Source organism: Geobacillus sp. GHH01 (genome assembly GCF_000336445.1).
In the GTDB taxonomy this organism is placed as follows: domain Bacteria; phylum Bacillota; class Bacilli; order Bacillales; family Anoxybacillaceae; genus Geobacillus; species Geobacillus zalihae.
The window spans coordinates 2,637,435-2,661,945 of sequence record NC_020210.1 but is presented as its reverse complement, the minus strand read 5'-3'; the positions used below and the strand labels follow the sequence as shown (position 1 = coordinate 2,661,945).

Here is a 24,511-nt window from a genome sequence, read left to right as displayed (position 1 = left end):
AACGGAGTGAAAATCCATATTGTCCAAAAGGGCGACACCCTTTGGAAAATCGCCCAAAAATATGGAGTGGATTTTGAACAATTGAAAAAAATAAATGGGCATTTGAGCGACCCGAATATGATTATGCCTGGAATGAAAATCAAAGTGCCGACAGCAGGAGTGCCGGTCAAAAAAGAGACGAAAGCGCCTGTGTCACCCAAAAAAATGCACGTAAAAGAGCACCCGTACGCGGAGGCGAAACCGTTCGTCTCATTCCACATTGATACCGAGCTTGACACTGCTGTCGCCCCTGTTCCGGAAGGCGAGGCAGCGGTAAACGAACCGGCGGGTGAGGCGCCGAAAGCAGTGGTAAAGAAAACGCCCAAAGCAGTCGTAAAGGAAACACCGAAAGCGCCGGAGAAGAAGGCGGAGAATGTGCCAGTGAATGAAGCGCCGAACGTGCCGGTGAACGAAATGCCAAATGTATCAGTGAATGAAACGCCAAATGTGCCCATCAATGAAGCGCCAAAGGCACCGGCGGGTGAGGCGCCGAAAGCGGTGGTCAACGAAGCGCCAAAGGCCGTCGAGAAAAAAGCGCCAAAAGCGGCACCAAAAGCAGTGGTGAATGAAGCGCCGAACGTACCGGTGAACGAAACGCCGAATGCGCCCATCAATGAAGCGCCAAAGGCACCGGCGGGTGAGGCGCCGAAAGCGGAGGCAAAAGAAGGGGCAAAAGCGAAAGGCGCCTCTGTGCCGCCGCTTGTGCATACGATTCCGCCGGTGGTCCCGCCTCCTCAACTTTCGTTCGCTCAATCGCTGGCCAATGTGCCGCCGATTCCGCCGAAGCCGAGCAATATTTTGCCCAACATGATGAAAGAGGAGGATCATGAAAGCCCAGCTGAGTGGAAAGGGGAATCGGCGGCTGAGAGCGAAGACGCGCCGCCGCTGCCGAACATTCCATATGTTCCTGTCGCCCCGCCGACGGCCCCAACATTTGGAACTGACCAAGGATGTACGCCAGTGCCGCCAGTTTGGCCGGGGAGCGGATTTTACGCGCCGCCGCTTCCGGTCATGACGCCGTCCTATCCGCCATCGTCTGCGCCGCCGGCCGTTGAGAAAAGCGGCGAAAGTCCGGAAAACGGTTCAGCGCCGTTTTCCGGCATTAACGAAAGCAGCAGCGAATCATTAGAACCGCCGTTTTCTGGGCCTGGGGCTGCCGCCCCGTTTGCCCCGCCGGCGGGGGGCGTTTTCCCAACGCCCGGCGCTGCAACGCCAGTTTATGCGCCGCCTGCGGCGTACACTTCGCCTGCCGGCTATCCGCCTTTTGGGTATGCGCCGGCCTATGCACCGCCCCCGTACTATGGAGGGTACGCCCTGCCGGCTCCATACGGATATGCGCCGCAGTCAGCGCCGCCGCTTCCGTGGCCAGGCGTCGTTTATCCGACAAGTCCAGCGGGATACTCGCCGCCATCCTACCCGCCATCATCCGCCCAGCCGGTTGCCGGCCCCCGTTTGTTTAGCGAACCGCCGGATGAGGAGAGCGGGCATGGCGAGGAACAATAACCAAGTGAAAAGAGACGCCGCCGGCCGTCTCTTTTTTCTTCTTGACCGCCAATATCGGCTTGTTATTCAACAAGTTGTGGCATTGAAACCGCATGTCTTCGCCATTGCCGCCCGGCAAGGAATGTTTGTCGCCAAAGCGTATCGCTTTCCCGTTGCGGCCGCGCGGCACGCCTGGCTTCTTGCCGCATTAAGGAAGGCCGGTTTTTCCGCCGCGCCGGCCCCTATGCCGGTCGGGCGCGGAGGAGTGGTTGAAGCCGGCGGATGCTATTGGCTGCTGACGGAATATGTGGCCGGAGCGCGTCCAATCTCGTTTGCCGCTTGGGCTGACGCCGCTGACGGACTTCATTTGCTCGAACGTTACCATACCATAACGGCAAACATCGCCAGCAGCAAGCAGGAGGCAATGGGGCTGCCGCGTGCGCAGCTGTATGACAAATGGCGGCGCCGCTATGAGGAGTTTTGCCGACATTTGCCTGTTGTTGAAACGATCATGGACAAAGAAGACATTTTATTTACGCTGAGCTGGGCGGATTACTGTCTATCAACGTGTCGCGAGCATGCTCCAGAGTTGACGGCGGATTCTGCTGCCATCATTCATGGTGATGTCGCCTCCCATAATTTTTTGCGCACCACAACCGGCCAGATGTACCTCATCGACTATGACGCGGCCGCTCTTGCCTCGCCCGGGCTTGACTATTGCCAATACGCCAATCGCCTCTTGCCGTATATCGGTTGGTCATATTCAACACTCGCCCGTTTCGCTCCGCTTCGCCGTTGGTTGGAAAAACGCTGGTTTTTGCATGCGCTCTTATTTCCGGCTGATGTGTTTCGCGAATGGCGGTCAGCCGCCGCGCGCCGCCGCCCCCTTGTGTTTGACCGCAAGCGGAGAGAACGGTTTGTCCGCCGCCTTTATGCTATGCTACAATGAAGAATGGAATCTTTGGAAAAGGAGTCGAGGACGGATGCAAGAAAAAATTGACAAACTCGTGCAATGGTTGCGTGACCAAGTCTCATCAGCCGGTTTAAACGGGGCGGTCGTCGGCATTAGCGGCGGCATCGACTCGGCGGTTGTCGCCCATTTGATTAAGCGTGCCTTTCCGGACGATTCGCTGGGGCTGATCATGCCTTGCAAAAGCAATCCGAAAGATATGGAAGATGCGCTGAAAGTGGTGAAAAGCTGCGGCATCCGGCATTTGGTCATCGATTTGACCGAGGCGCACCGGACGTTGTTTGGCGCGGTCGAGGCCGAGCTGAAAGCCATCGGGGAATGGAGCGAAGAGCGCGCGCGCCTCGGCGATGCGAATACAAGGGCGCGTTTGCGCATGACGACGTTGTATGCGGTCGCCAACAATTACGGCTATCTCGTCGTCGGTACGGACAACGCCGCCGAATGGCATACGGGCTACTTTACGAAATACGGTGACGGTGGAGTCGATGTAGTGCCGCTCATTCACTTTACAAAAGGCGAAGTGCGCGAAATGGGCCGTCTGCTCGGCGTCCCGGAAGAAATTATCAAGAAAGCTCCAAGCGCCGGACTGTGGGAAGGGCAGACGGATGAAAGCGAAATGGGCACGACGTATGAAATGATCGATAAATATTTAAAAGGGGAAGATATTCCAGAACGCGATCGAAACATTATTGAACGGCTTCATGAACGTTCGCATCATAAACGGCAGTTGGCGATTGCGCCGCCGAAGTTTTAGCTGTCACCTCGTTGGGTTGAACTGACAGCGATAAACCCCCCGCGTTTGCCGCAAGCTAAACGTAAGGCTGGCTTCATGCCAGCCTTGGGCGAAGGAAACCAAGGGGGGTTTTCCATTGAGATACGCGGTCAGATGGATCGGCGCGTTGTCGGTCGCCGGATTGCTCGCCTCATGCACCAACTACCGGGCGAATGAGGAAGGGGCGCAGCGTTATCATGATGCGGCGAGACCGATCGGTTTTTACTCGACGGAGCGAGGCGACGATTTCCGCTATGGCCGATACGGGACGAATGCGCTCAATTATGACAACCGTTATATATGGGCGCGCCGCGGTCCGGTCACCGATTATTTGACGGACGGCGGCCGCCTCGGAGGACCAGCAGCGACCCGGTTTGACACGGACGTTCCGGCCCTTCCGCCCGACGTCGATTTCGGTGACAGCGATTACAACTACCATGGGCATTTGCACTCGCTAAACGTCGATCCGCACCCGTCGTACTACCGAAGCTATGCCGGCGGTTTGGCTGAGAAGCTCTCCCGCCGCGCCGCAGCGGTGAACGGAGTCGACGATGCCCGCGCGGTTGTGTATGGCGATCAGGCGCTCATCGCGATTGCCACAGACGACCGCCATCCCAAGCGGCTTGAGAAGCAAATCGAGCAAGCGGTCGCTCCGTACGCGGACGGCAAGCGGGTGCGCGTCACCTCGAATCCGAGCATGTACCACCGCATCCGCACGATTGACAACGCGCTTCGACGCGGGACTCCAATCAATATGGAAGAAATCCGCCGTGATTTGCGCACCATTTTTATCGATGGCACGATTCAAGAACGGCCGGAAAACACTCGGTGACAAACGAAAAAGGCGTCCCAAAAAAGCGGGGCGCCTTTTTTCATGGCTGCTCCTTCGCTGGAGCTTGGCTGACAATTTCCGCGTTTTTTGCTATAGTAATAGTCGGAACATTCCGTTGCGATGAGAGGAGAACTGTCGATGGCTGGACATTCGAAGTGGAAAAATATCCAACGGCGGAAAAATGCTCAAGATGCCAAACGCGGCAAACTGTTCATGAAACTGGCGAAGGAAATTTATGTGGCCGCCAAAAGCGGCGGAGGCGATCCAGCGTCCAATCCGAGCCTGCGCCTTGTCATTGAGAAGGCGAAAGCGGCCAACATGCCGAGCGAAAACATTGAACGGGCGATTAAAAAAGCAACTGGAACCCAAGAACATACCAACTATGAGGAAATTCGCTACGAAGGATATGGACCAGGCGGCGTTGCCGTCATGGTCGTTTGCCTGACGGATAATAAAAACCGCACCGCCGCCAACGTGCGTGCGGCGTTTTCGAAAAACGGCGGCAATTTAGGGGAAACGGGCTGCGTCTCCTATTTGTTCGAGCGCAAAGGGCTGCTCGTGATTGACCGCGAACAGCACAACGTTGATGAGGATGAATTGCTGCTGTTGGCCATTGAAGCGGGCGCCGAGGAGATGGAAACAACGGACGAATCGTTCGAAATTTATACAGCGCCCGAATCGTTTGAAACGGTGAAAGACGAACTGGAACAGCAAGGATTCACGTTTGCCAGCGCGGAAATTACGATGATTCCGCAAACGTATACGACGCTTGAGGGCGACGATTTGAAAAAAATGCTGAAGTTGATCGATACGCTTGAAGATGATGATGACGTCCAAGAAGTGTACCATAATTTGGACGAATCGGTGCTTGAGGAGTAGCGGCGTCCGTCGGCGAAGCCGGCGGATTTTTTTGTACATACATTCGAAGGTCGTGGAACATAATGGAATATGATGATCGAGCGCCGTTGGCTTGAATCCCCGCCCCATTTTTTGGATCGGCGGCAGCTTGCTTGGCAAAAAAGCTGATGGATCAAGGAATAAAATGGCGTCCGCTGGTGAAACTAGTGGCGTAAAGGAACCATCATCCGAGAAGAGAGGAACAAACGATGCGAATTCTTTCCCTCATACTGTGGATCGCCGCCATCGTGTTGCCGGTTCATTCGGCCTCCGCCGCACCGGTCAAGATGACGATTGTGCTCGAGCGGCAATACTTGGACGGAGAGATGAGTGAAGAGAAAGTCACCGAAACCGTCGATTCGATGACAGAAATATGGAAAAAATATCGCGGTTGGCAACTCGTGACGCTCGATGATCAGACGATCGTGTTTCGCAAAACCATCAACGACATTTCGCCGTTGTTAAAAACAAACGGCTACTTCGGAATTACGGACGATGGCACGTTGTCTATCTTCAACGGCAAACCGGGCCGGTCGAGCGAAATCATCCAGTCGTTTTTCCAAATCGACGTGCAAAAGCTCGAAAGCCGTCAGCAAGAAAAGCTGAAGAAAGGAATTCGCGTCCTCTCGAAAGAGCGGTATGAACAAGTGATCGAAATGTACCGCCATTTTGCGGTCGTCCAATAAACCAAGCGAAAGCCCGTGGTGCAAAGCGCATCGCGGGATTTCTTTTTGCTATAATGAAATCATATGATACAATGAAAGGACGAAAAAAGGAGAGGAGCATCCATTGATCGAGTTTATCCGTGGGTATGTCGATTACGTCTGCCCGGAATATATCGTCATCGACCATAACGGCATCGGCTACGAGATCTTTACGCCGAACCCGTTTGCGTTTCAGGAAAGCCGCGAGGCGGCGGTGACCGTCTATACATACGAATATGTGCGCGAAGGTGTGCACGCCTTGTACGGGTTCCCAACACGCGAGGAGCGCAACTTGTTCGCCAAGCTGCTGCAAGTGTCGGGCATCGGGCCGAAAGGCGGCCTCGCCATTTTGGCGGCCGGGCGTCCGGATGAACTGGCGCGGGCCATCGAGGAAGAAAACGAGGCGTTTTTATGCAAGTTTCCAGGCGTGGGCAAAAAGACGGCCCGGCAAATGATTTTGGATTTAAAAGGGAAGCTCGGGGCGCTTGCGGCGCCGGCGGCTGCACGTTCGGCCGCCCCGCTTTCCGGTGCGCTCGCCGAGGCGGTGGCGGCGCTCAAGGCGCTCGGCTACGCTGAACGGGAGATCGAGAAAATCATTCCGGCGCTCCGCGAAGAAGCGATGTCGACGGAACAGTATGTGAAGCGGGCGCTGGCGCTGCTTTTGGGATAAACAGCGGCCAAAGGGAGGGATGACGGTGAAGGAACGGCTTGTATCCGGGGAGGTCTTAGGGGAAGAGACTGCGCTTGAACCGAGTTTGCGCCCGCAATATTTGCATGAATATATCGGGCAAGATAAGATCAAAGAAAACTTAAAAGTGTTCATTGAAGCGGCCAAGCTCCGCGAAGAGACGCTCGACCATGTGCTGCTTTATGGACCGCCGGGACTTGGGAAAACGACGCTCGCCGTGATCATCGCCAATGAAATGGGCGTCAAGCTGCGAGCGACATCTGGACCGGCGCTCGAGCGGCCGGGAGATTTGGCGGCGCTTCTCACTTCGCTTGAGCCGGGGGATGTGCTCTTTATTGATGAGATCCACCGGCTGCCGCGGGCGGTGGAAGAGGTGCTCTATCCGGCGATGGAAGATTATTGCTTAGATATCGCGATCGGCAAAGGGCCGGATGCGCGCACGCTTCGCCTCGACTTGCCGCCATTTACGCTCGTTGGGGCGACGACGAGAGCCGGGGCGCTGTCGGCGCCGCTGCGCGACCGGTTTGGTGTCATCAGCCGGCTCGAATACTATCACGTCGACCAACTCGCCCAAATCATTGAGCGGGCGGCGGCCATCTTGCAAATCGGCATCGAGCGCGAAGCGGCGCTTGAGCTTGCCCGTCGGGCGCGCGGCACGCCGCGCATCGCCAACCGTTTGCTGCGGCGCGTCCGCGATTTTGCGCAAGTGCGCGGAGAGGGGGGAATTACGCTGCCGCTTGCTGTCGAGGCGCTCGAGCGGCTGCAAGTCGACCGGCTCGGGCTCGACCAAATCGACCATAAGCTGCTTTCAGCGATGATTGAAAAATTCGCCGGCGGCCCGGTCGGGCTCGAAACGCTGGCGGCCGTCATCGGCGAAGAAGCACAAACGATTGAAGAAGTGTATGAGCCGTACTTGATGCAGATCGGTCTCTTGCAGCGTACGCCGCGCGGGCGCGTCGTCACGCCGGCTGCGTACACCCATTTAGGAATGGAGGTTCCGAAGCGGTGAACAGCTTGCCAAAGTTGATCATGACGATCGGCGTTGTGCTCATCATTGTCGGGTTTGTCATGCAGTTTGTCAAACTCGGCCGCTTGCCGGGGGATATCGTCATCCGCAAAGGGAATATGACGTTTTATTTTCCCGTTGTGACATCCATCTTGCTGAGCGTTGTGTTATCATTGATTTTTTACGTGCTCGGACGATTTCGCTGAAGGAAGGAGAACTGCATGAAAGTCGATTTGTTTGATTTTCATTTGCCGGAAGAGTTGATTGCGCAAACGCCGCTTCCAGACCGGGCGGCATCAAGGCTCATGGTGCTCGATAAACGAACGGGCGCCATTCGCCATGAAACGTTTCGCAACATTATTTCGTACTTGAATCCGGGCGACTGCCTCGTTTTAAACGATACGCGCGTCATGCCGGCGCGGCTTTACGGCGAAAAAGAGGAAACGGGCGGAACGGTCGAAGTGCTGCTGTTAAAGCAATTGGACGGCGACCGTTGGGAGACGCTCGTTAAGCCGGGCAAACGGGTCAAGCCGGGGACGAAGCTCACCTTTGGCGGGGGGAAGCTTGAAGCCGTCTGCCTCGATACGCTGGAACACGGCGGGCGAGTGCTTGAGTTTTCGTATGACGGCCTGTTTTATGAAGTATTGGCCGAACTTGGGGAGATGCCGCTGCCCCCGTACATTAAAGAAAAGCTTGACGACCCGGAACGGTATCAGACGGTGTACGCCCGTGAAATTGGTTCGGCAGCGGCGCCAACCGCCGGTTTGCATTTCACCGAAGAGCTGCTTGACGCCATTCGCGAAAAAGGGGTGCATATCGTCTTCATCACCCTTCATGTCGGGCTTGGCACGTTTCGGCCGGTGCAAGTGGACGAAGTCGAGAAGCACGATATGCACGCCGAATTTTATCAAATGAGCGAGGAAACGGCCGAGACGTTAAACCGCGTCCGGGAGCAGGGCGGCCGCATCATCGCCGTCGGCACGACGTCGACACGGACGCTCGAGACGATCGCCGGCAAACATAACGGCCGATTTGTCGCCGAAAGCGGCTGGACCGACATTTTCATCTATCCGGGCTATGAGTTCAAAGGGATTGATGGGCTGGTGACGAACTTCCACCTGCCGAAATCGACGCTCATCATGCTCGTGAGTGCGCTCGCCGGGCGCGAAAATATTTTGCACGCGTATCAAGTAGCGGTCAAAGAGCGATACCGCTTTTTCAGCTTCGGTGATGCGATGCTCATCATTTGAGAAAGGAGACGAGCACGTTGACGACACCGATTCGCTTTGAACTGATCAAAACGTGCCGGCAGACGGGCGCGCGCCTTGGCATCCTCCATACGCCGCACGGCTCGTTTGAAACGCCGATGTTTATGCCGGTTGGGACGCTCGCCACGGTCAAGACGCTGTCGCCGGAAGAGCTGAAGGAAATGGGGGCCGGCGTCATTTTAAGCAACACCTATCATCTTTGGCTGCGCCCGGGGCATGACATTGTCGCGGAAGCGGGCGGGTTGCATGCGTTTATGAATTGGGATCGCGGCATTTTGACGGATTCCGGCGGCTTCCAAGTGTTCAGCCTCAGCGAATTCCGCCGCATCGAGGAAGAAGGCGTCTATTTCCGCAACCATTTAAACGGCGATAAGCTGTTTTTATCGCCGGAAAAAGCAGTCGAAATTCAAAATGCGCTTGGCGCCGACATCATCATGGCGTTTGATGAGTGCCCGCCGTATCCGGCGACGTATGAATACATGAAACAGTCCATCGAGCGGACGAGCCGTTGGGCGGAGCGCTGCTTGAAGGCGCACCGCCGCCCGAATGAGCAAGGGCTGTTTGGCATCGTCCAAGGCGGCGAGTATGAGGAGTTGCGCCGGCAGAGCGCCCGCGATTTAGTGTCGCTCGATTTCCCGGGCTATGCGGTCGGCGGGTTGTCGGTCGGCGAGCCGAAAGAGGTCATGAATCGGGTGCTCGAGTTTACAACGCCGCTTCTGCCGGCGGACAAGCCCCGCTATTTAATGGGCGTCGGGTCGCCCGATTCGCTGATTGACGGGGCGATCCGCGGCATCGACATGTTTGATTGCGTGCTGCCGACGCGCATCGGCCGCAACGGCACCGTGATGACGAGCGAAGGTCGGGTCGTCATTAAAAATGCCCAGTACGCCCGCGACTTTTCGCCGCTTGATCCGAACTGCGACTGCTACACGTGCCGGAACTATACGCGCGCCTACATTCGCCATCTCATCAAATGCGATGAAACATTTGGCATCCGGCTTACGTCTTACCATAACGTCTATTTTTTGATAAAATTAATGGAGCAGGTGAGGCAGGCGATCCGTGAAGATCGGCTTGCCGATTTTCGTGAGGAATTTTTCGAACGCTACGGCTTCAACAAGCCGAACGCGAAAAACTTTTAGCTGCCCAGAAAGGAGGGGATCGCATGAACGCGGCGATTGCCAACATCTTGCTGATCGTGCTGTTTTTCGTCATTTTTTATTTCCTGCTCATCCGTCCGCAGCAAAAGCGGCAGCGCGCCATCCAGCAAATGCAGGCGAACTTGAAAAAAGGTGACAAAATCGTCACGATTGGCGGCTTGCATGGCATTATCGACTCGGTCGATGAAGACAAAATCATCGTCCGCGCCGGCGACGGCACGCGGTTGACGTTCGACCGCTCTGCGGTAAGAGAAGTGGTGGCGGAAAGCAAGGCATAGTGGAAGCTCAGAGGGCGGCGCCTAAGCCAGGCCGCCGTCAAAAAAGCGGCTGTTTCCCAATGAAACAGCCGCTTTTGCATTGATGCGCCCGCTTACGCCCGCTCGCGGCGCACCGGAGACAAGTTGACGCCGACGATGCCGCCGAGGGAGGCGGCAATCAAAAAGCCAAGATGGTATAGCCATTGTTCGATGGTAAACGGTTTTTCGATGCCGAGAAACTGAAACAAAAAGACAATTGCCGTAAACGAAAGGCCGGTCAACCCGCCGGCAAGCCACCCTTTTTCCTGGCTTTTTCCGCCGGCGACGATCCCTCCGATGAACATGGAGATGACTGAGACGGCAAAAATGATCCATGTAAGCGACGATTCATGAAGATCCGTCCATTTGAGCAGCAACGAAAAAACGAAGCTGACGAATGCCGCCAACACAAAAATGGTGGCGACGCCGTAGACGAGTGCGCTGCCAAGCCGTGACACCGTGCTCCCCCCTTGCCTACAATCGTTTACCACAATATATTCGCCGTTGGACACGTTTAGAAGTTCATTTTCTTCTGTTTTTTCCGGCCAGCCAGTGCAGTCCGGGCAGGTAGACGAGCTCTTCGCGCCGGATGAGCCGGAACAGAACGAGGCAGGCGGCATATAGGGCGGCTGTCGCGGCCATGGCAAGCAGCGTCCAAAGCGGTGCGGGCATGGCCAAAAGCGGATGGCGGGAGAGCGCATAGCCGATTGCGCCCGCAGCGATGATGGCGCCAAGCGCTTTGATGTACTCGCGCGCATCGATGGAAAAAGACACCGTCTTGACGACCGTGGCAAAGTGAAGCAACGTCACAAGAACGGTGCTGACTGCAGTCGCCAGCGCCGCGCCCATAATGCCCAAACTTGGACGGGAAGCAAGGACGAAGATGCACACGAGCTTCACCACCGCTCCGATCAAGCTGTTCGTCATGGCGGCGTTTGCCAAATCAAGCCCTTGCAGCACGGCTTGCAGCGGGCCTTGGAAATAGTAAAACAAGAAAAACGGCGCCATCACCTGAATAAAGATGGCTGCTTCGCTTGTGCCATACATCCACCGCATTAACGGTTCGGCAAAAATATACAGGACAACGGCGGAAAGGCCGCCGGTGACGAGCGACAAGCGCATCGCCTGGGCGATCCGGTATTCGACCAAAAGCAGCTTGCGTTGCGCCATTGCTTCGCTGATGGCCGGCACCAGGGCGGTCGAAAGCGCGTACGTAATAAACGACGGCAGCGTGAGCAGCGGGATCGCATAGCCGACCAACTGGCCGTATTGCCTTGTGGCAATCGATGTGGCTACACCGGCTAACGCCAAGCTATTGGCGACGACAATCGGCTCGAAAAACCAGGAAAGCGAGCCGATCAGACGGCCGCCGGTCGTCGGCAAGGCGATGCGCATGAGGCGGACGAACGTCTCTTTGCCGGCTTGGACGTAGTGAAAAAACTTTGTCCGCAGGCGAATCGATTTTTTAACCTTAAATAAAAACAGCAAATACAATAATGCTGCCAGCTCGCCGAGAACGGAAGACGCCATGGCGCCGGCGGCGGCATACTCGACGCCGTACGGCAAAAGCGGCTGTGTGCATAAGGCGATCAAGCTGATGCGGACGATTTGTTCCAACAAGAGCGAGTAGGCGTACGGTTTCATTTGCTGGCGTCCTTGAAAGTAGCCGCGCAGCACCGAAGAGATGGCGACGATCGGCACAATTGGAGCGATGGCAAGAAGCGGATAGTACGTGCGCGGGTCGGTGAACATCGTCCGGGAGAGCCATGGCGCAGCAGCGATCAACGCCGGCAGAAGCACGATGCTTAGCGCGCCGGTGGTGGCCAGCGACACGACGAGAATTTGTTTCACCCGCTGCCGGTCGCCGGCCGCCTCTGCTTCGGCGACGAGTTTGGAAATGGCGACCGGCAGCCCGATCTGCGTCGCGGTAATCGCTAAAACGAGCGTCGGCACGGCCATCATGTACAGCCCGACTCCTTCATCGCCGATCATGCGGGCGACGACAATTCGGTTGATGAAGCCGAGAATTTTCGTAATAAAGCCAGCGGCGATTAAAATGACCGTACCTTGTAAAAATTTAGACATTTTCTCCCCCTGCCTTCTCAAATGCCTCCATCTTTTATACAATATATGCAAGGCCCATGGCCAAGCATGACAAGATTGGCAGGCGGCAATGGATACAAGGGGGGATGGGGGATGGAGGAAAACCGGAAGCTGCGCGAACAGCTCATGCCGGCGCTCGAGTCGAAGTGCGATGAGTTTCGTCTTCTCGGCTATACGCAAGTGACGATGGATGGGCTGTGGGAATGTTTATGTTCCCGCAAGTGGAAGCATCGGCCGGCGGAAAAAAAACTGCATGAGTTGGTCAGCGACATTTTCTCTCTTTCGCCGAGCGAGTATATGATGTTTTTGACGATGCGTTCGTATAAGCAGCAGGCGGCCGGCGATGATGAGTTGGAGCGGGTTTTAAAGGAGTTGTTATAGTGGAAAATTGACACTTGCCGGCTGCTGTTTCATAATGGAAGGCGAGGCCAATGTTTTGCTTGGCGCGACACCGGACGGCGCTTGGGCAAGTTGAAGGAGGAATCTTAAGGAGAATGGTAAAACGAAACCGCATCGTCGCCTTTTTTCTGCTCCTGCTTTTGTTCGCCGGAGTGATGGGGCCGACGATTCAAGGAATTGTACATAACATCAAACTGGGCCTTGACTTGCAAGGCGGTTTTGAAGTGCTGTATGAAGTGAAGCCGGCCAAAAAAGGCGATAAGATTGATCAAGAGACGCTGCAAAGCACCGTCAGCGCGCTGAATAAACGGATCAACGTCCTTGGTGTCAGCGAGCCGCGCGTTGACATCGAGGGAGGAAACCGCATCCGCGTTCAGCTCGCCGGGGTGAAAGACCAAAATGAGGCGCGCGAAATTTTGTCCACGCAGGCGAAATTGACGTTCCGCGATGTCAATGACAACGTGCTGATGGACGGAAGCGACCTCGTCCAAGGCGGAGCGAAGCTGTCGTTTGATGAAAACGGCCGGCCGAGCGTCGCTCTGAAATTGAAAGACGCCGACAAGTTCCGCCAGGTGACGGAAAAAGTATATAAAATGGGGCCGCCAAACAACATTTTAGTCATTTGGCTCGATTTTAAAGAAGGGGTGGACTCCTACCGGAAAGAAGCGGGAAAAGCGGATCCGAAATTTATTTCCGCCGCTTCAGTCAACCAAGTGTTCAATCAGACGGATGTGTCGATCGTCGGCAATTTTACGGTCAAAGAAGCGCAACAGCTGGCCGATTTGCTCAATGCCGGCGCGCTGCCGGTCGAGCTGCATGAAATTTACTCCACGTCCGTCGGCGCTCAGTTTGGGAAAAACGCCCTGCAAAAAACGGTGTTGGCCGGCATCATCGGTGTGGCGGCGATCTTCTTGTTCATGATTTGGTTTTACCGGCTTCCCGGGATCATCGCCGTCATTACGCTGTCGGTATACATTTATTTGATTTTGCTTTTGTTTGATTGGATGAACGTCGTGATGACGCTGCCGGGCATTGCCGCCCTTATTTTAGGGGTTGGGATGGCGGTCGATGCCAACATTATTACGTACGAACGGATCAAAGAGGAGCTGAAGCTCGGGAAGTCGATGCTGTCGGCGTTCCGTGCTGGCAACCGCGGGTCGTTTGCGACGATTTTTGACGCCAACCTTACGACGATCATCGCCGGCGCTGTTCTTTTTATTTACGGGACAAGCTCGGTGAAAGGGTTTGCGACGACGCTCATCATCAGCATCGTCGTCAGCTTTCTCACCGCCGTTTACGGCACGCGGCTGTTGCTCGGGCTGCTTGTGTCAAGCCGCTGGCTCGATAAAAAGCCGGAGTGGTTTGGCGTCAAAAAGTCGGAAATCTTAAACATTGCCGAAACGACCGAGGAAACGGAAGTGCCGACGAAGTTTGACCGCTGGGATTTTGTCAAACATAGCCAAAAGTTTTTCATTTTCTCTGGCGCATTGACGATCGCCGGCGTCATCTCGTTGTTTGCCCTGGGGCTGAATCTTGGTATTGACTTCACGAGCGGAACGCGCGTTGAGGTGACGAGCAGCCAGCCGATCGATGCGAAAGAGTTGAGCGGCTATTTCGAGCGGCTCGGCTACAAGCCGGAGGATGTCGTCCTGTCCGGCACGGATGGGAAAACAGGCGTCGTCCGCTTGATTGGCGTGCTCGATAAGCAAGAAATTGCCAAGCTGAAAAATGAATTGAAGCAAGCGTATGGCAACGAACCAAACATCAGCACCGTCTCGCCGGTCGTCGGCAAGCAGCTGGCCCGCAATGCGCTCATTGCTGTGCTGATTTCCTCGATCGGCATCATTCTTTACGTGACGATCCGCTTTGAGTGGCGGATGGCGTTGGCGGCGATCGTCGCCCTGTTGCATGACGCCTTTTTCATTGTCACGGTGTTCAGCTTGACGCGTCTTGAAGTCGATTTGACATTCATCGCCGCGGTGCTGACGATCATCGGGTACTCGATCAACGATACGATCGTCACGTTTGACCGCATCCGGGATTTGATGAAAAAGCGGAAAGTGAAAACGGTCGACGACTTGAAGCATATCGTCAACCGGGCGCTGCAGCAAACCTTTACGCGCTCGGTCAATACCGTATTGACCGTCTTGTTTACGGTCATCGCGTTGCTCATCTTTGGCAGCGAAGCGATCCGCAATTTCAACCTCGCCTTGCTCGTTGGACTTGTGTGCGGCGTCTATTCGTCGCTTTGCATCGCTTCTCAGCTTTGGGTCGTTTGGAAAGGACAGGAGCTCAAAAAAGGGAAAGGAGCCAAAAAAGCGGCGGCCGAGGCCGAACCGCAGGTGTAACAGCGCGCCGGAAAAGTGAATGTGCTTTTCCGGCGCCTTTTTTGTTCGGTGCAATGCTCGGGGCGGAAAATGGATACACTAACCGTCAGATGCAACATAGGCAGCGCGTGAGGCTGCTGAATGCAAAGGTGGGGGAGATGGCCATGGAACACGAACAGCGGTTCAGGCAGGCGAAAACAGCAGCGGTCGTCGGCATCGCCGGCAACATGGCGCTCGCCGTCGTCAAGGCGGCGGTCGGCGTGTGGAGCCAAAGCCAAGCGTTGATCGCTGATGCCGCCCATTCAGCGTCCGATGTTGCCGGCTCGTTCGCCGTTTGGGTCGGACTGCGGGCCGCTGCGCGCCCGCCGGATGAGGATCATCCGTACGGGCATGGGAAAGCGGAATCCATCGCCGCCATTATTGTGGCGGTTCTTCTATTTCTCGTTGGGATCGAGATCGGGCGCTCGGCGTTTCTGTCATTTTTCGCCCCACTGTCGCCGCCCGGGGCGGCCGCCATTTACGTCTTGTTGTTGTCGATTGCTGTCAAAGAAGCGATGTTTCGCTATAAATACCGGCTCGGGAAAAAGCTAAACAGCGATGCGCTGATCATCAACGCCTATGAGCACCGATCGGATGTGTTTTCGTCGTTTGCTGCGCTCATCGGCGTCGGCGCCGCCATTGTCGGTGGAAAATGGGAGATTGACTGGCTTGTATATGCCGACCCGCTCGCCGGATTGTTCGTCTCGCTGCTTGTTCTGAAAATGGCATGGGACCTTGGCCGACAGTCGGTCCATACGGCGATCGACCATGTGCTTCACGAGGAGGAGGCCGGCTATTTGCGCGAGGCGGTCTTGTCCATTCCCGATGTGCGGCAAATCAATGAGCTGCATGCGCGCGAGCACGGCCATTACGTCATCGTCGATTTGAAAATCGCCGTCGATCCGCGATTGACGGTCGAAGAGGGGCACCGGATCGGAAAGAAAGTGAAAGAAAAACTGCTGACGCTGCCGCGCGTCCGCAATGTCATGGTTCACATCAACCCGTACAACCCGGAAAAAAAACCGTAATGTCGTTGCCTGCCCTTTTCTCCTTTTTGTATAATAAGGAGAGTTGAGGTGGGAGACATGTTGAAAGCGAAAACGCGTTGGGAGGTGGAGCGCCTCGATGAGCAGACGGTGAGGCGGCTGGCTGAGGAAGCCGGCGTCACGCCCTTATTGGCGAGGCTTCTCGTCCGCCGCGGGGTGCGGACGGCCTCGGAGGCGGCGGCGTTCCTCAATCCGCTTCGCCAACCGTTTCATGATCCGTTTTTGCTTGACGGGATGGAGCGAGCGATTCAGCGTCTAAAGCGGGCGATTGACGCGGGCGAACGCGTGTTGGTATACGGCGATTACGATGCCGATGGCGTTTGCAGCACGTCGGTGATGGTGAGTGCTCTCAAGGAGGCGGGGGCGTCGGTCGAGTTCTACATTCCGAACCGATTTACGGAAGGATACGGGCCGAACATGGCGGCGTTTCGCTCCGCAAAAGAGCGCGGCGTTTCCGTCATTGTGACCGTCGACAATGGGATTGCGGCGGTCAAGGAAATTGCGGCCGCCAACGAGTGGGGGATGGATGTCATCGTAACGGATCACCACGAGCCAGGTCCGGTGTTGCCGGAGGCGCATGCGATCATTCATCCGAAGCAGCCGGGAAGTACATATCCGTTTCGCGATTTAGCCGGCGTCGGCGTTGCGTTTAAGGTAGCCCATGCCTTGCTTGGGCGGGTGCCGCGCCATTTGCTTGATTTGGTCGCGATCGGCACGATCGCTGATTTGGTTCCGCTTGTTGGGGAAAACCGCCTCTTTGTTGCACACGGGCTTGAAGCGTTGCGAGCGACGGAGCGCATCGGGCTGCGCGCTCTTTTTCGGCAATGCCGCATTGATGCGGCGGCCATCAACGAACAGACGGTCGGATTTGTCATCGCTCCGCGCTTGAACGCGGCGGGGCGCCTCGGCGGCGCCGATCCGGCAGTGGCGCTCTTAATGACGGACGATGAGAACGAAGCGGTGCAGCTGGCGGCGGAGATGGACGAGTTAAACCGCGAACGTCAGCAGCTTGTGGCACAAATCGCTGAAGAAGCGGCGGACATGGTGCGCCGCCAATTTCCTCCTGAGGAACATCGCGTCTTGGTTGTGGCAGGCGAAGGATGGAATGCCGGAGTGGTGGGCATTGTCGCTTCTAAGCTTGTCGAGCAGTTTTACCGCCCGGCGGTCGTGCTTTCCATCGACCGGGAAAAAGGGATCGCCAAAGGGTCAGCCCGCAGCATTCATGGGTTTGACTTATTCGCCAGCCTGTCGCAATGCCGCGACCTGTTGCCGCACTTTGGCGGCCACCCGATGGCGGCGGGGATGACATTGGCGCTTGATGATGTCGAAGAATTGCGGCAACGGCTGAACGCCATCGCCGCCGAAACGTTGTCTGAGGACGATTTTACGCCGCCGACGTTCATCGATGCTTCCTGTTCGATTGCTGAGTTGACGCTCGACGCCGCCCGCGGTCTTGAGCGGTTCGCTCCGTTTGGCGTCGGCAATCCGCGGCCGCTTGTTCTCATTGAAGGGGCGTCCGTTGAAACGATGCGGCGCGTCGGGGCGAACGGAGCCCATATGAAAGCCGTCTTTTCCCAAGACGGGGCCGCGATCGATGCCATCGGCTTCGGCCTCGGGCCGTTATGCGAAGAAATCGCTCCGGATGCGCGCATTTCGGCGGTCGGGGAGCTGTCGGTGAACGAATGGAACGGGTTCGCCAAGCCGCAGCTGTCGTTGTGTGATCTGGCGGTCAGCGACTGCCAGCTGTTTGACGTCCGCGGCTGCCGCGACGTCCGTCCACTTCTTGAGCGGCTGCCAAAAGAGAAGCGGCTAGTCGTCTCCTTTCGCTGCGAAACTGGGCAGCGCCCCGACGTGGCGCCATTTCGCGGGGAGCTTCATTGCGTGCCGACCGAAGAAGAGGCGGGCGCCTTATCGATTGACGACCGCTATGTCGTGCTGCTTGACGTGCCGCCGCGGCTGGCCTTGCTGTCGGCGCTTCTTGGCAGCGGGCGGCCGGCGCGCATTTACGCGGTGTTCGCCCAGCCCGAGGCGCAATTTTTCCGCACGTTTCCGACGCGCGAACATTTTAAATGGTTTTACGCCTTTTTGCATCAACACCGTTCGTTTCCGCTCGCCAAGCGCGGCGGTGAGCTGGCCCGCGCCCGCGGTTGGACGGAAGAGACGGTTCATTTTATGGCGAAAGTATTTTTAGAGCTTGACTTTATCAGCGAACAAAACGGCGTCATTTCGCTCGTTCATCAGCCGGCGAAGCGCGATTTGCACGAATCGCCGACGTACCGCCGGCGGCGGGACGAGCTCGAGGCGGAGCATCAGTTAGTCTATTCCACTTACGAGCAATTGAAACGCTGTTTGGCGGAAATGACACGTTCGCAAACGCACGAGGAGGCAAACGTATCATGGACTTAAAACAATACATTACGATTGTGCCCGATTTCCCGAAGCCGGGCATCATGTTTAAAGATATTACCACGCTGATGGACAACGGTCCGGCGTACAAATACGCGACCGACCAAATTGTTCAATATGCGCGCGAAAAACAAATCGATATCGTCGTTGGTCCGGAAGCGCGCGGCTTTATCATCGGATGCCCAGTCGCCTATGCGCTTGGCGTCGGGTTTGCGCCGGTGCGCAAGGAAGGGAAGCTGCCGCGCGAAGTCGTCCGTGTGGAGTATGGCCTGGAATATGGAACAGATGTCTTGACGATGCATAAAGATGCCATTAAGCCAGGGCAGCGTGTGTTGATCACCGACGATTTGCTCGCGACGGGCGGGACGATGCGGGCGACGATCGATTTGGTGGAACAGCTCGGCGGAGTGGTGGCCGGATTGGCGTTTTTGATTGAGCTCACCGAGCTTGGCGGCCGCAAAAAATTGGAAGGCTACGACATTTTGACGCTGATGCAGTTTTAAACAGTCGACATTGTTCGCATCTTCGGATACAATAAAGAAAAAAGGGGCACTCACACATGAGTGCTCTTTCTTATTAACCGTATGAACGCAACGGACCTCTGCGCTTTGCAGCTTCAATTTTAATCGATTAAAAAGGTGATTCAACCCTATGGCCAATGAACAAGTGCTGACAGCGGAGCAAGTGTTTGAACGAGCGAGCTGCTATTTGTCGGAGCAGGATGTCGCCTTTTTGAAAAAGGCGTACGAGTTTGCCAAACACGCCCACCGCGACCAATTCCGGAAATCGGGCGAACCATACATCATCCACCCGATTCAAGTCGCGGGCATTTTGGTGGACTTAAAGATGGACGCGACAACGATCGCCGCCGGGTTTTTGCATGATGTCATCGAAGACACCGAGGCGACAAAAGAAGACCTTGAGCGCGAGTTCGGCGCGGAAGTGGCGATGCTTGTCGACGGGGTGACGAAGCTTGGAAAAATTAAATATAAATCGCAGGAAGAACAGCAGGCAGAAAACCACCGGAAAATGTTTTTGGCCATGGCGCAAGATATCCGGGTCATTTTGATCAAGCTCGCCGACCGGCTGCACAATATGCGGACATTGAAACATTTGCCGGCCGAAAAACAGCGGCGCATTGCCAATGAGACGCTCGAAATTTTCGCTCCGCTCGCGCATCGGCTCGGCATTTCGAAAATCAAATGGGAGCTTGAGGATACGGCGCTTCGCTATTTAAACCCGCAGCAATATTACCGCATCGTCAATTTAATGAAGAAAAAGCGGGCTGAGCGCGAGCAATATTTGGAGGAAGTCATTCAAGAAGTGCGCGAACGGCTCAACGAAGTGCATATTCCTTGCGAAATTTCCGGGCGTCCGAAACATATTTACAGCATTTATCGTAAAATGGTGATGCAAAATAAACAGTTTAACGAAATTTACGATTTGCTCGCTGTCCGCATCATCGTCAACAGCATCAAAGACTGCTACGCTGTATTGGGGATTATTCATACATGTTGGAAACCGATGCCCGGGCGCTTTAAAGACTACATCGCCATGCCGAAGCCGAACATGTACCAATCGCTCCATACGACGGTGATCGGCCCAAAAGGCGAGCCGCTTGAGGTGCAAATCCGCACATTTGAAATGCACCAAATCGCCGAATTCGGGATTGCTGCCCACTGGGCGTACAAAGAAGGAAAGACGATCAAGCCGAACTCGTTTGAAGAAAAGCTGTCTTGGTTTCGGGAAATTTTGGAATGGCAAAACGACGCGAGCAATGCCGAAGAGTTCATGGAATCGCTCAAGATGGATTTGTTTTCCGACATGGTGTTCGTCTTCACGCCAAAGGGCGATGTCATCGAGCTGCCGGCCGGATCGGTGCCAATCGATTTCGCTTACCGCATCCATTCGGAAATCGGCAACAAGACGATCGGGGCGAAAGTGAACGGCAAAATGGTGCCGCTTGATTACAAGCTGCAAACGGGCGACATCGTCGAAATTTTAACTTCCAATCATTCGTACGGTCCGAGCCAAGACTGGCTGAAACTGGCGAAAACGTCGCAGGCGCGCAACAAAATCCGCCAGTTTTTCAAAAAGCAACGGCGCGAAGAAAACATCGAAAAAGGCAAAGAGATGGTGGAAAAAGAGGTGCGCAGCCTCGGCTTTGAGCCGAAAGAAGTGATGACGGCGGACAACGTAAAGCGCGTCGCCGAAAAGTTCAACTTCTCGAACGAAGACGATATGTATGCGGCAGTCGGCTATCATGGCATCACAGCGGCGCAAATCGCCCATCGGTTGACGGAAAAATGGCGGAAGCAGCGCGATCTCGAGGAACAGCAGCGCAAACTGGCCGAAGCGGTCTTCGAAGCCAAGCTGCCGGCTGGAAAAAAACGCGACTGCGGCATCCGCGTCCAAGGAATGGACAACTTGCTCATCCGTCTGTCGCGCTGCTGCAACCCGGTGCCGGGGGATGAAATCATCGGCTTTATTACCCGCGGCCGCGGCATTTCCGTCCACCGCGCCGATTGCCCGAACGTCAAGACCGAAGAAGCGGCCGATCGGTTGATTGCCGTAGAATGGGAAAGCGGGGCAAACGGCGAGCGCGAATATAACGTGGACATTGAGATCACCGGATTTGACCGCCGCGGTTTGCTGAATGAGGTGCTGCAGGCGGTCAATGAAACGCGAACAGACATTTCCGCCGTCTCGGGACGCTCCGATCATCGCCATAAAATCGCGACGATCCATATGACGATCGCCATTCATAATTTGAGCCACTTGCAAAAAGTGGTCGATCGAATCAAGCAAATTCCCGACATTTATTCCGTCCAGCGTTTGATGAACAACTAAGGGCGGCGAAAGGAGGAAGGCGAGTGAGAGCGGTCATCCAGCGGGCGAAAGAGGCCAAAGTCACCGTCGACGGCGAGACGGTCGGAGCGATCGATGCCGGGCTTGTCGTCCTTCTTGGCGTCACACACGAGGACACGGAGGACGATGCTGCCTATTTGGCTGAGAAAATCGCTCATTTGCGTATTTTTGAAGATGAAGACGGAAAAATGAACCGCTCCTTGCTTGACGTCGGCGGGGCGGTGCTGTCGGTGTCGCAGTTCACCCTTTACGGCGACTGCCGAAAAGGCCGGCGCCCGAACTTTATGGCGGCGGCAAAGCCCGACCATGCCTTGCCGCTGTATGAAGCGTTCAACGCCGCTTTGCGCGAAAGAGGCGTTCATGTAGAAACCGGCGTATTCGGTGCGATGATGGACGTATCGCTCACAAACGACGGGCCGGTCACCTTGATCATCGACAGCAGCGAGAAACCGGGAAACCGATGAAGTTTCCCGGTTTCTTTTTTATTTTCGGCGAAAAATGGGAAAGATGAAAACAAGTGCGGCAATAAGAAAGGAGGAGCGCGATGCGGCAAACCAAAAGAGGCGAGCAGGCGCATCGGGCGGACGATGTGTTGTCCGCCGACTTTCACGAATGGGTGCGGCTCGAGGCCCAATATAGAGCGTTTGAGTTGGCATCCGAATTCGGTGTGGCGCCGAAAGACGTACAAATGTTGAAAAAACAGCAGCCCCGTCCGTAAACATGGCGAGTTGGAAGGAGCGCACGCGGCGTGTGGATGTTTCGTGGGCCGAGGCGGTGTGGCCGTTTAGACGAAAAAGCTGCGAATAAAAATGTCCATCCCTGTGAGCGCTGCGCATCCGCTCAACACTGATCCGGCTCGGTAGAGGAAAAAATCCATTGCATATGTATTGACAAACATATGCCCCTATATGATAATAAGTATTGGTTTAAAATTATTATAAACTAACAGTCGCAGGAGGTAGATGAAGCAATGTCTTTGGTTGGGAAAAAAGTACAACCATTCCGTGCCCAAGCGTATCACAACGGCGAATTCATCGAAGTGACAGAGCAAGACTTCATGGGAAAATGGAGCATCGTTTGCTTCTATCCAGCGGACTTTACGTTCGTCTGCCCGACGGAGCTCGAAGATTTGCAAGACCACTACGCGACGTTCAAAGAACTTGGCGTGGAAGTGTACTCGGTTTCGACCGACACCCACTTTACGCATAAAGCATGGCACGATACATCGCCAGCCATCAGCAAAATCGAATACGTGATGATCGGCGACCCTTCGCATCAACTGTCGCGCATGTTTGATGTGCTCGATGAAGAACAAGGATTGGCGCAGCGCGGCACGTTCATCATTGACCCAGACGGCGTCATTCAAGCGGTGGAAATCAATGCGGACGGCATCGGCCGCAACGCCAGCACGCTGATTGATAAAATTAAAGCGGCTCAATACGTGCGCAACCATCCGGGTGAAGTCTGCCCGGCGAAATGGAAAGAAGGAGCGGAAACACTGAAGCCAAGCTTGGATCTCGTCGGCAAAATTTAAGGGGGCTTAGGCGATGCTGTTGGATGCTGACATCAAGGCGCAACTAGCTCAGTATTTGCAATTGCTTGAAAATGATATTGTCTTGACGGTAAGCGCGGGAGACGACAACGTTTCCCGCGATATGCTTGCTTTAATCGATGAATTAACGGCGATGTCGCCGAAAATCAAAGTGGAAAAAGCGAAGCTGGAACGAACGCCAAGCTTCAGCGTCAATCGGGTCGGCGAAAACACCGGCATCACCTTCGCCGGCGTGCCGCTCGGCCATGAATTTACGTCCCTCGTTTTGGCGCTGCTTCAAGTGAGCGGGCGGCCGCCGAAAGTCAGCCAAGACGTCGTGGACCGCATTCAACAAATCAGGGGCAAACATCATTTTGAAACGTACGTCAGCCTGACATGCCACAACTGCCCAGACGTCGTGCAAGCGCTCAACATCATGAGCGTGTTAAACCCGAACATTTCGCATACGATGATCGACGGGGCGGCGTTTAAAGAAGAAGCGGAGCAAAAAGGGATTATGGCCGTACCGACGGTGTTTTTAAACGGCAAACTGTTCGCGAGCGGCCGCATGTCGCTTGAAGATATCCTCGCCAAATTAGGGGGTGCTCCGGACGCTTCTTCCTTCGCCGACAAAGAGCCGTTTGATGTGCTGGTGATCGGCGGCGGCCCTGCAGGTGCGACAGCAGCCATTTACGCAGCGCGCAAAGGCATTCGCACTGGCATTGTCGCGGAGCGCTTCGGCGGACAAATTTTAGATACGCTCGGCATTGAAAACTTTATCAGCGTCAAATATACGGAAGGGCCGAAGCTTGCGGCCAGCATTGAAGAACATGTAAAGCAATACAACGTCGACATCATGAGCTCGCAGCGGGCAAAACGGCTCGAGAAAAAAGACTTGATTGAAGTCGAGCTGGAAAACGGCGCTGTGTTGAAAAGCAAAACCGTTGTCATCGCAACGGGCGCCCGTTGGCGCAACCTTGGCGTGCCGGGCGAGGAAGAGTTCAAAAACAAAGGGGTCGCCTATTGCCCGCACTGCGACGGCCCGCTGTTCGAAGGGAAGCACGTGGCGGTCATCGGCGGCGGGAACTCTGGAGTCGAAGCGGCGATTGACCTCGCTGGCATCGCCAGCCATGTGACGCTGCTGGAGTTCGCCCCTGAACTCAAGGCGGATGCTGTTTTGCAAGATCGTTTGTACAGCTTGCCGAACGTAACGGTGATTAAAAACGCGCAAACGACGGAAATCACCGGCACGGACAAAGTCAACGGCTTGACGTACATTGACCGGGAAACAGGAGAAGAACATCATATCGAATTGCAGGGCGTGTTCGTGCAAATCGGCCTTGTTCCGAACACCGAATGGTTGGAAGGAACGGTGGAACGGAATCGCTTCGGTGAAATCATTGTTGATAAACGCGGCGCAACGAACATTGAAGGCGTCTTTGCCGCAGGCGACTGCACAGACAGCGCCTATAAGCAAATTATTATCTCGATGGGCTCGGGTGCAACCGCGGCGTTAAGCGCGTTTGATTATTTGATTCGCCATTAAGAGGGCCGAAGGTGGACCGCCTCTTCGATCCCATGGAGGGGCGGTTCAACGAGTCGGCTCTCTTTTTTTAACATCTTTCCGAAAGAAGTCTCCCACTTTGAAGCGAAGTGAAAGTGGGAGATGAATGTCGGT

Annotated in this window: 24 protein-coding genes; 22 read left to right on the top strand and 2 right to left on the bottom strand. The window is 55.3% G+C overall.

Annotated elements, in window-relative coordinates; genetic code table 11:
* The first annotated feature begins 6 nt into the window (after positions 1-6).
* From safA to yajC, 12 genes are all read left to right on the top strand, one after another.
* The gene (gene safA / locus GHH_RS13155) at positions 7-1,542 is read left to right on the top strand and encodes a SafA/ExsA family spore coat assembly protein (RefSeq protein ID WP_015375490.1); all 1,536 of its coding nucleotides are present in this window, start codon (positions 7-9) and stop codon (positions 1,540-1,542) included.
* Positions 1,526-2,470 (top strand): phosphotransferase, encoded by a 945-nt coding sequence (locus GHH_RS13150; RefSeq protein WP_015375489.1) that lies wholly within the window; start codon positions 1,526-1,528, stop codon positions 2,468-2,470. Before safA ends, GHH_RS13150 begins: the two co-directional genes overlap by 17 nt.
* Before the next feature lie 34 nt (positions 2,471-2,504).
* The gene (gene nadE, locus GHH_RS13145; RefSeq protein WP_015375488.1) at positions 2,505-3,245 is read left to right on the top strand and encodes an NAD(+) synthase; all 741 of its coding nucleotides are present in this window, start codon (positions 2,505-2,507) and stop codon (positions 3,243-3,245) included.
* Positions 3,246-3,360: 115 nt separating this feature from the next.
* Positions 3,361-4,095 carry a YhcN/YlaJ family sporulation lipoprotein gene (locus GHH_RS13140; RefSeq protein WP_013144628.1) on the top strand — a complete coding sequence of 245 codons (735 nt, stop codon included), beginning with the start codon at positions 3,361-3,363 and terminating at the stop codon, positions 4,093-4,095.
* Positions 4,096-4,233: 138 nt separating this feature from the next.
* Positions 4,234-4,974 (top strand): YebC/PmpR family DNA-binding transcriptional regulator, encoded by a 741-nt coding sequence (locus GHH_RS13135; protein WP_014196414.1) that lies wholly within the window; start codon positions 4,234-4,236, stop codon positions 4,972-4,974.
* 227 nt (positions 4,975-5,201) lie between these two features.
* A complete protein-coding gene (locus tag GHH_RS13130; RefSeq protein ID WP_011232069.1) occupies positions 5,202-5,678 on the top strand; it encodes an intercompartmental signaling factor BofC in 477 nt (158 codons plus the stop codon).
* A 103-nt stretch (positions 5,679-5,781) separates the two neighbouring features.
* Entirely contained in the window at positions 5,782-6,366 is a 585-nt protein-coding gene (ruvA, locus tag GHH_RS13125) for a Holliday junction branch migration protein RuvA (RefSeq protein ID WP_011232068.1), read from the top strand.
* Positions 6,367-6,391: 25 nt separating this feature from the next.
* Positions 6,392-7,393, top strand: coding sequence for a Holliday junction branch migration DNA helicase RuvB (gene ruvB / locus GHH_RS13120; protein ID WP_015375487.1), 1,002 nt, complete (start codon positions 6,392-6,394; stop codon positions 7,391-7,393).
* Positions 7,390-7,596, top strand: a complete 207-nt coding sequence (locus GHH_RS13115) for a DUF2905 domain-containing protein (protein ID WP_013524224.1) — start codon at positions 7,390-7,392, stop codon at positions 7,594-7,596. The genes ruvB and GHH_RS13115 overlap by 4 nt, the downstream gene beginning before the upstream one ends.
* A gap of 15 nt (positions 7,597-7,611) precedes the next feature.
* The gene (gene queA, locus GHH_RS13110) at positions 7,612-8,640 is read left to right on the top strand and encodes a tRNA preQ1(34) S-adenosylmethionine ribosyltransferase-isomerase QueA (RefSeq protein ID WP_013524223.1); all 1,029 of its coding nucleotides are present in this window, start codon (positions 7,612-7,614) and stop codon (positions 8,638-8,640) included.
* A 17-nt stretch (positions 8,641-8,657) separates the two neighbouring features.
* Positions 8,658-9,800, top strand: a complete 1,143-nt coding sequence (gene tgt, locus GHH_RS13105; RefSeq protein WP_013144633.1) for a tRNA guanosine(34) transglycosylase Tgt — start codon at positions 8,658-8,660, stop codon at positions 9,798-9,800.
* A gap of 23 nt (positions 9,801-9,823) precedes the next feature.
* Entirely contained in the window at positions 9,824-10,096 is a 273-nt protein-coding gene (yajC, locus tag GHH_RS13100; RefSeq protein ID WP_015375486.1) for a preprotein translocase subunit YajC, read from the top strand.
* Between the two features lie 92 nt (positions 10,097-10,188).
* On the opposite strand, the gene GHH_RS13095 is transcribed toward yajC, so the two are convergent.
* Both GHH_RS13095 and spoVB read right to left on the bottom strand, forming a co-directional pair.
* Positions 10,189-10,572: a TIGR04086 family membrane protein gene (locus GHH_RS13095; protein ID WP_015375485.1), complete on the bottom strand. Its 384-nt coding sequence runs from the start codon at positions 10,570-10,572 to the stop codon at positions 10,189-10,191.
* Positions 10,573-10,636: 64 nt separating this feature from the next.
* Entirely contained in the window at positions 10,637-12,199 is a 1,563-nt protein-coding gene (gene spoVB / locus GHH_RS13090; RefSeq protein ID WP_015375484.1) for a stage V sporulation protein B, read from the bottom strand.
* A 111-nt stretch (positions 12,200-12,310) separates the two neighbouring features.
* Between spoVB and GHH_RS13085 the strand changes: the two genes are divergently transcribed.
* From GHH_RS13085 to ahpF, 10 genes are all read left to right on the top strand, one after another.
* Complete coding sequence (locus GHH_RS13085) at positions 12,311-12,598, top strand: post-transcriptional regulator (protein WP_013144637.1); 288 nt, start codon at positions 12,311-12,313, stop codon at positions 12,596-12,598.
* Between the two features lie 113 nt (positions 12,599-12,711).
* Positions 12,712-14,964 carry a protein translocase subunit SecDF gene (gene secDF, locus GHH_RS13080; protein ID WP_015375483.1) on the top strand — a complete coding sequence of 751 codons (2,253 nt, stop codon included), beginning with the start codon at positions 12,712-12,714 and terminating at the stop codon, positions 14,962-14,964.
* 137 nt (positions 14,965-15,101) lie between these two features.
* On the top strand, positions 15,102-16,010 hold the full coding sequence (locus tag GHH_RS13075) for a cation diffusion facilitator family transporter (RefSeq protein ID WP_013144639.1): 909 nt from the start codon (positions 15,102-15,104) through the stop codon (positions 16,008-16,010).
* A 57-nt stretch (positions 16,011-16,067) separates the two neighbouring features.
* Positions 16,068-18,434, top strand: a complete 2,367-nt coding sequence (recJ, locus tag GHH_RS13070; RefSeq protein WP_015375482.1) for a single-stranded-DNA-specific exonuclease RecJ — start codon at positions 16,068-16,070, stop codon at positions 18,432-18,434.
* Complete coding sequence (locus GHH_RS13065) at positions 18,425-18,937, top strand: adenine phosphoribosyltransferase (protein WP_013144641.1); 513 nt, start codon at positions 18,425-18,427, stop codon at positions 18,935-18,937. The genes recJ and GHH_RS13065 overlap by 10 nt, the downstream gene beginning before the upstream one ends.
* A 148-nt stretch (positions 18,938-19,085) precedes the next feature.
* Positions 19,086-21,284 carry a bifunctional (p)ppGpp synthetase/guanosine-3',5'-bis(diphosphate) 3'-pyrophosphohydrolase gene (locus GHH_RS13060; protein ID WP_013144642.1) on the top strand — a complete coding sequence of 733 codons (2,199 nt, stop codon included), beginning with the start codon at positions 19,086-19,088 and terminating at the stop codon, positions 21,282-21,284.
* A gap of 23 nt (positions 21,285-21,307) precedes the next feature.
* Positions 21,308-21,766 carry a D-aminoacyl-tRNA deacylase gene (dtd, locus tag GHH_RS13055; protein WP_013144643.1) on the top strand — a complete coding sequence of 153 codons (459 nt, stop codon included), beginning with the start codon at positions 21,308-21,310 and terminating at the stop codon, positions 21,764-21,766.
* An 80-nt stretch (positions 21,767-21,846) separates the two neighbouring features.
* On the top strand, positions 21,847-22,020 hold the full coding sequence (locus tag GHH_RS19215; protein WP_015375481.1) for a hypothetical protein: 174 nt from the start codon (positions 21,847-21,849) through the stop codon (positions 22,018-22,020).
* 252 nt (positions 22,021-22,272) lie between these two features.
* Positions 22,273-22,836 carry an alkyl hydroperoxide reductase subunit C gene (gene ahpC, locus GHH_RS13045; protein ID WP_011232052.1) on the top strand — a complete coding sequence of 188 codons (564 nt, stop codon included), beginning with the start codon at positions 22,273-22,275 and terminating at the stop codon, positions 22,834-22,836.
* 13 nt (positions 22,837-22,849) lie between these two features.
* The gene (ahpF, locus tag GHH_RS13040; RefSeq protein ID WP_015375480.1) at positions 22,850-24,379 is read left to right on the top strand and encodes an alkyl hydroperoxide reductase subunit F; all 1,530 of its coding nucleotides are present in this window, start codon (positions 22,850-22,852) and stop codon (positions 24,377-24,379) included.
* The last annotated feature ends 132 nt before the right edge of the window (positions 24,380-24,511 follow it).

Coding starts and splice junctions, on each gene's coding strand:
- GHH_RS13150 (WP_015375489.1), top strand. CDS start 1,526: ATGGCGAGGAACAATAACCAAGTGAAAAGAGACGCCGCCGGCCGTCTC.
- nadE (WP_015375488.1), top strand. CDS start 2,505: ATGCAAGAAAAAATTGACAAACTCGTGCAATGGTTGCGTGACCAAGTC.
- GHH_RS13135 (WP_014196414.1), top strand. CDS start 4,234: ATGGCTGGACATTCGAAGTGGAAAAATATCCAACGGCGGAAAAATGCT.
- GHH_RS13130 (WP_011232069.1), top strand. CDS start 5,202: ATGCGAATTCTTTCCCTCATACTGTGGATCGCCGCCATCGTGTTGCCG.
- queA (WP_013524223.1), top strand. CDS start 7,612: ATGAAAGTCGATTTGTTTGATTTTCATTTGCCGGAAGAGTTGATTGCG.
- yajC (WP_015375486.1), top strand. CDS start 9,824: ATGAACGCGGCGATTGCCAACATCTTGCTGATCGTGCTGTTTTTCGTC.
- spoVB (WP_015375484.1), bottom strand. CDS start 12,199: ATGTCTAAATTTTTACAAGGTACGGTCATTTTAATCGCCGCTGGCTTT.
- GHH_RS13085 (WP_013144637.1), top strand. CDS start 12,311: ATGGAGGAAAACCGGAAGCTGCGCGAACAGCTCATGCCGGCGCTCGAG.
- secDF (WP_015375483.1), top strand. CDS start 12,712: ATGGTAAAACGAAACCGCATCGTCGCCTTTTTTCTGCTCCTGCTTTTG.
- GHH_RS13075 (WP_013144639.1), top strand. CDS start 15,102: ATGGCCATGGAACACGAACAGCGGTTCAGGCAGGCGAAAACAGCAGCG.
- recJ (WP_015375482.1), top strand. CDS start 16,068: ATGTTGAAAGCGAAAACGCGTTGGGAGGTGGAGCGCCTCGATGAGCAG.
- GHH_RS13065 (WP_013144641.1), top strand. CDS start 18,425: ATGGACTTAAAACAATACATTACGATTGTGCCCGATTTCCCGAAGCCG.
- GHH_RS13060 (WP_013144642.1), top strand. CDS start 19,086: ATGGCCAATGAACAAGTGCTGACAGCGGAGCAAGTGTTTGAACGAGCG.
- GHH_RS19215 (WP_015375481.1), top strand. CDS start 21,847: ATGCGGCAAACCAAAAGAGGCGAGCAGGCGCATCGGGCGGACGATGTG.
- ahpC (WP_011232052.1), top strand. CDS start 22,273: ATGTCTTTGGTTGGGAAAAAAGTACAACCATTCCGTGCCCAAGCGTAT.
- ahpF (WP_015375480.1), top strand. CDS start 22,850: ATGCTGTTGGATGCTGACATCAAGGCGCAACTAGCTCAGTATTTGCAA.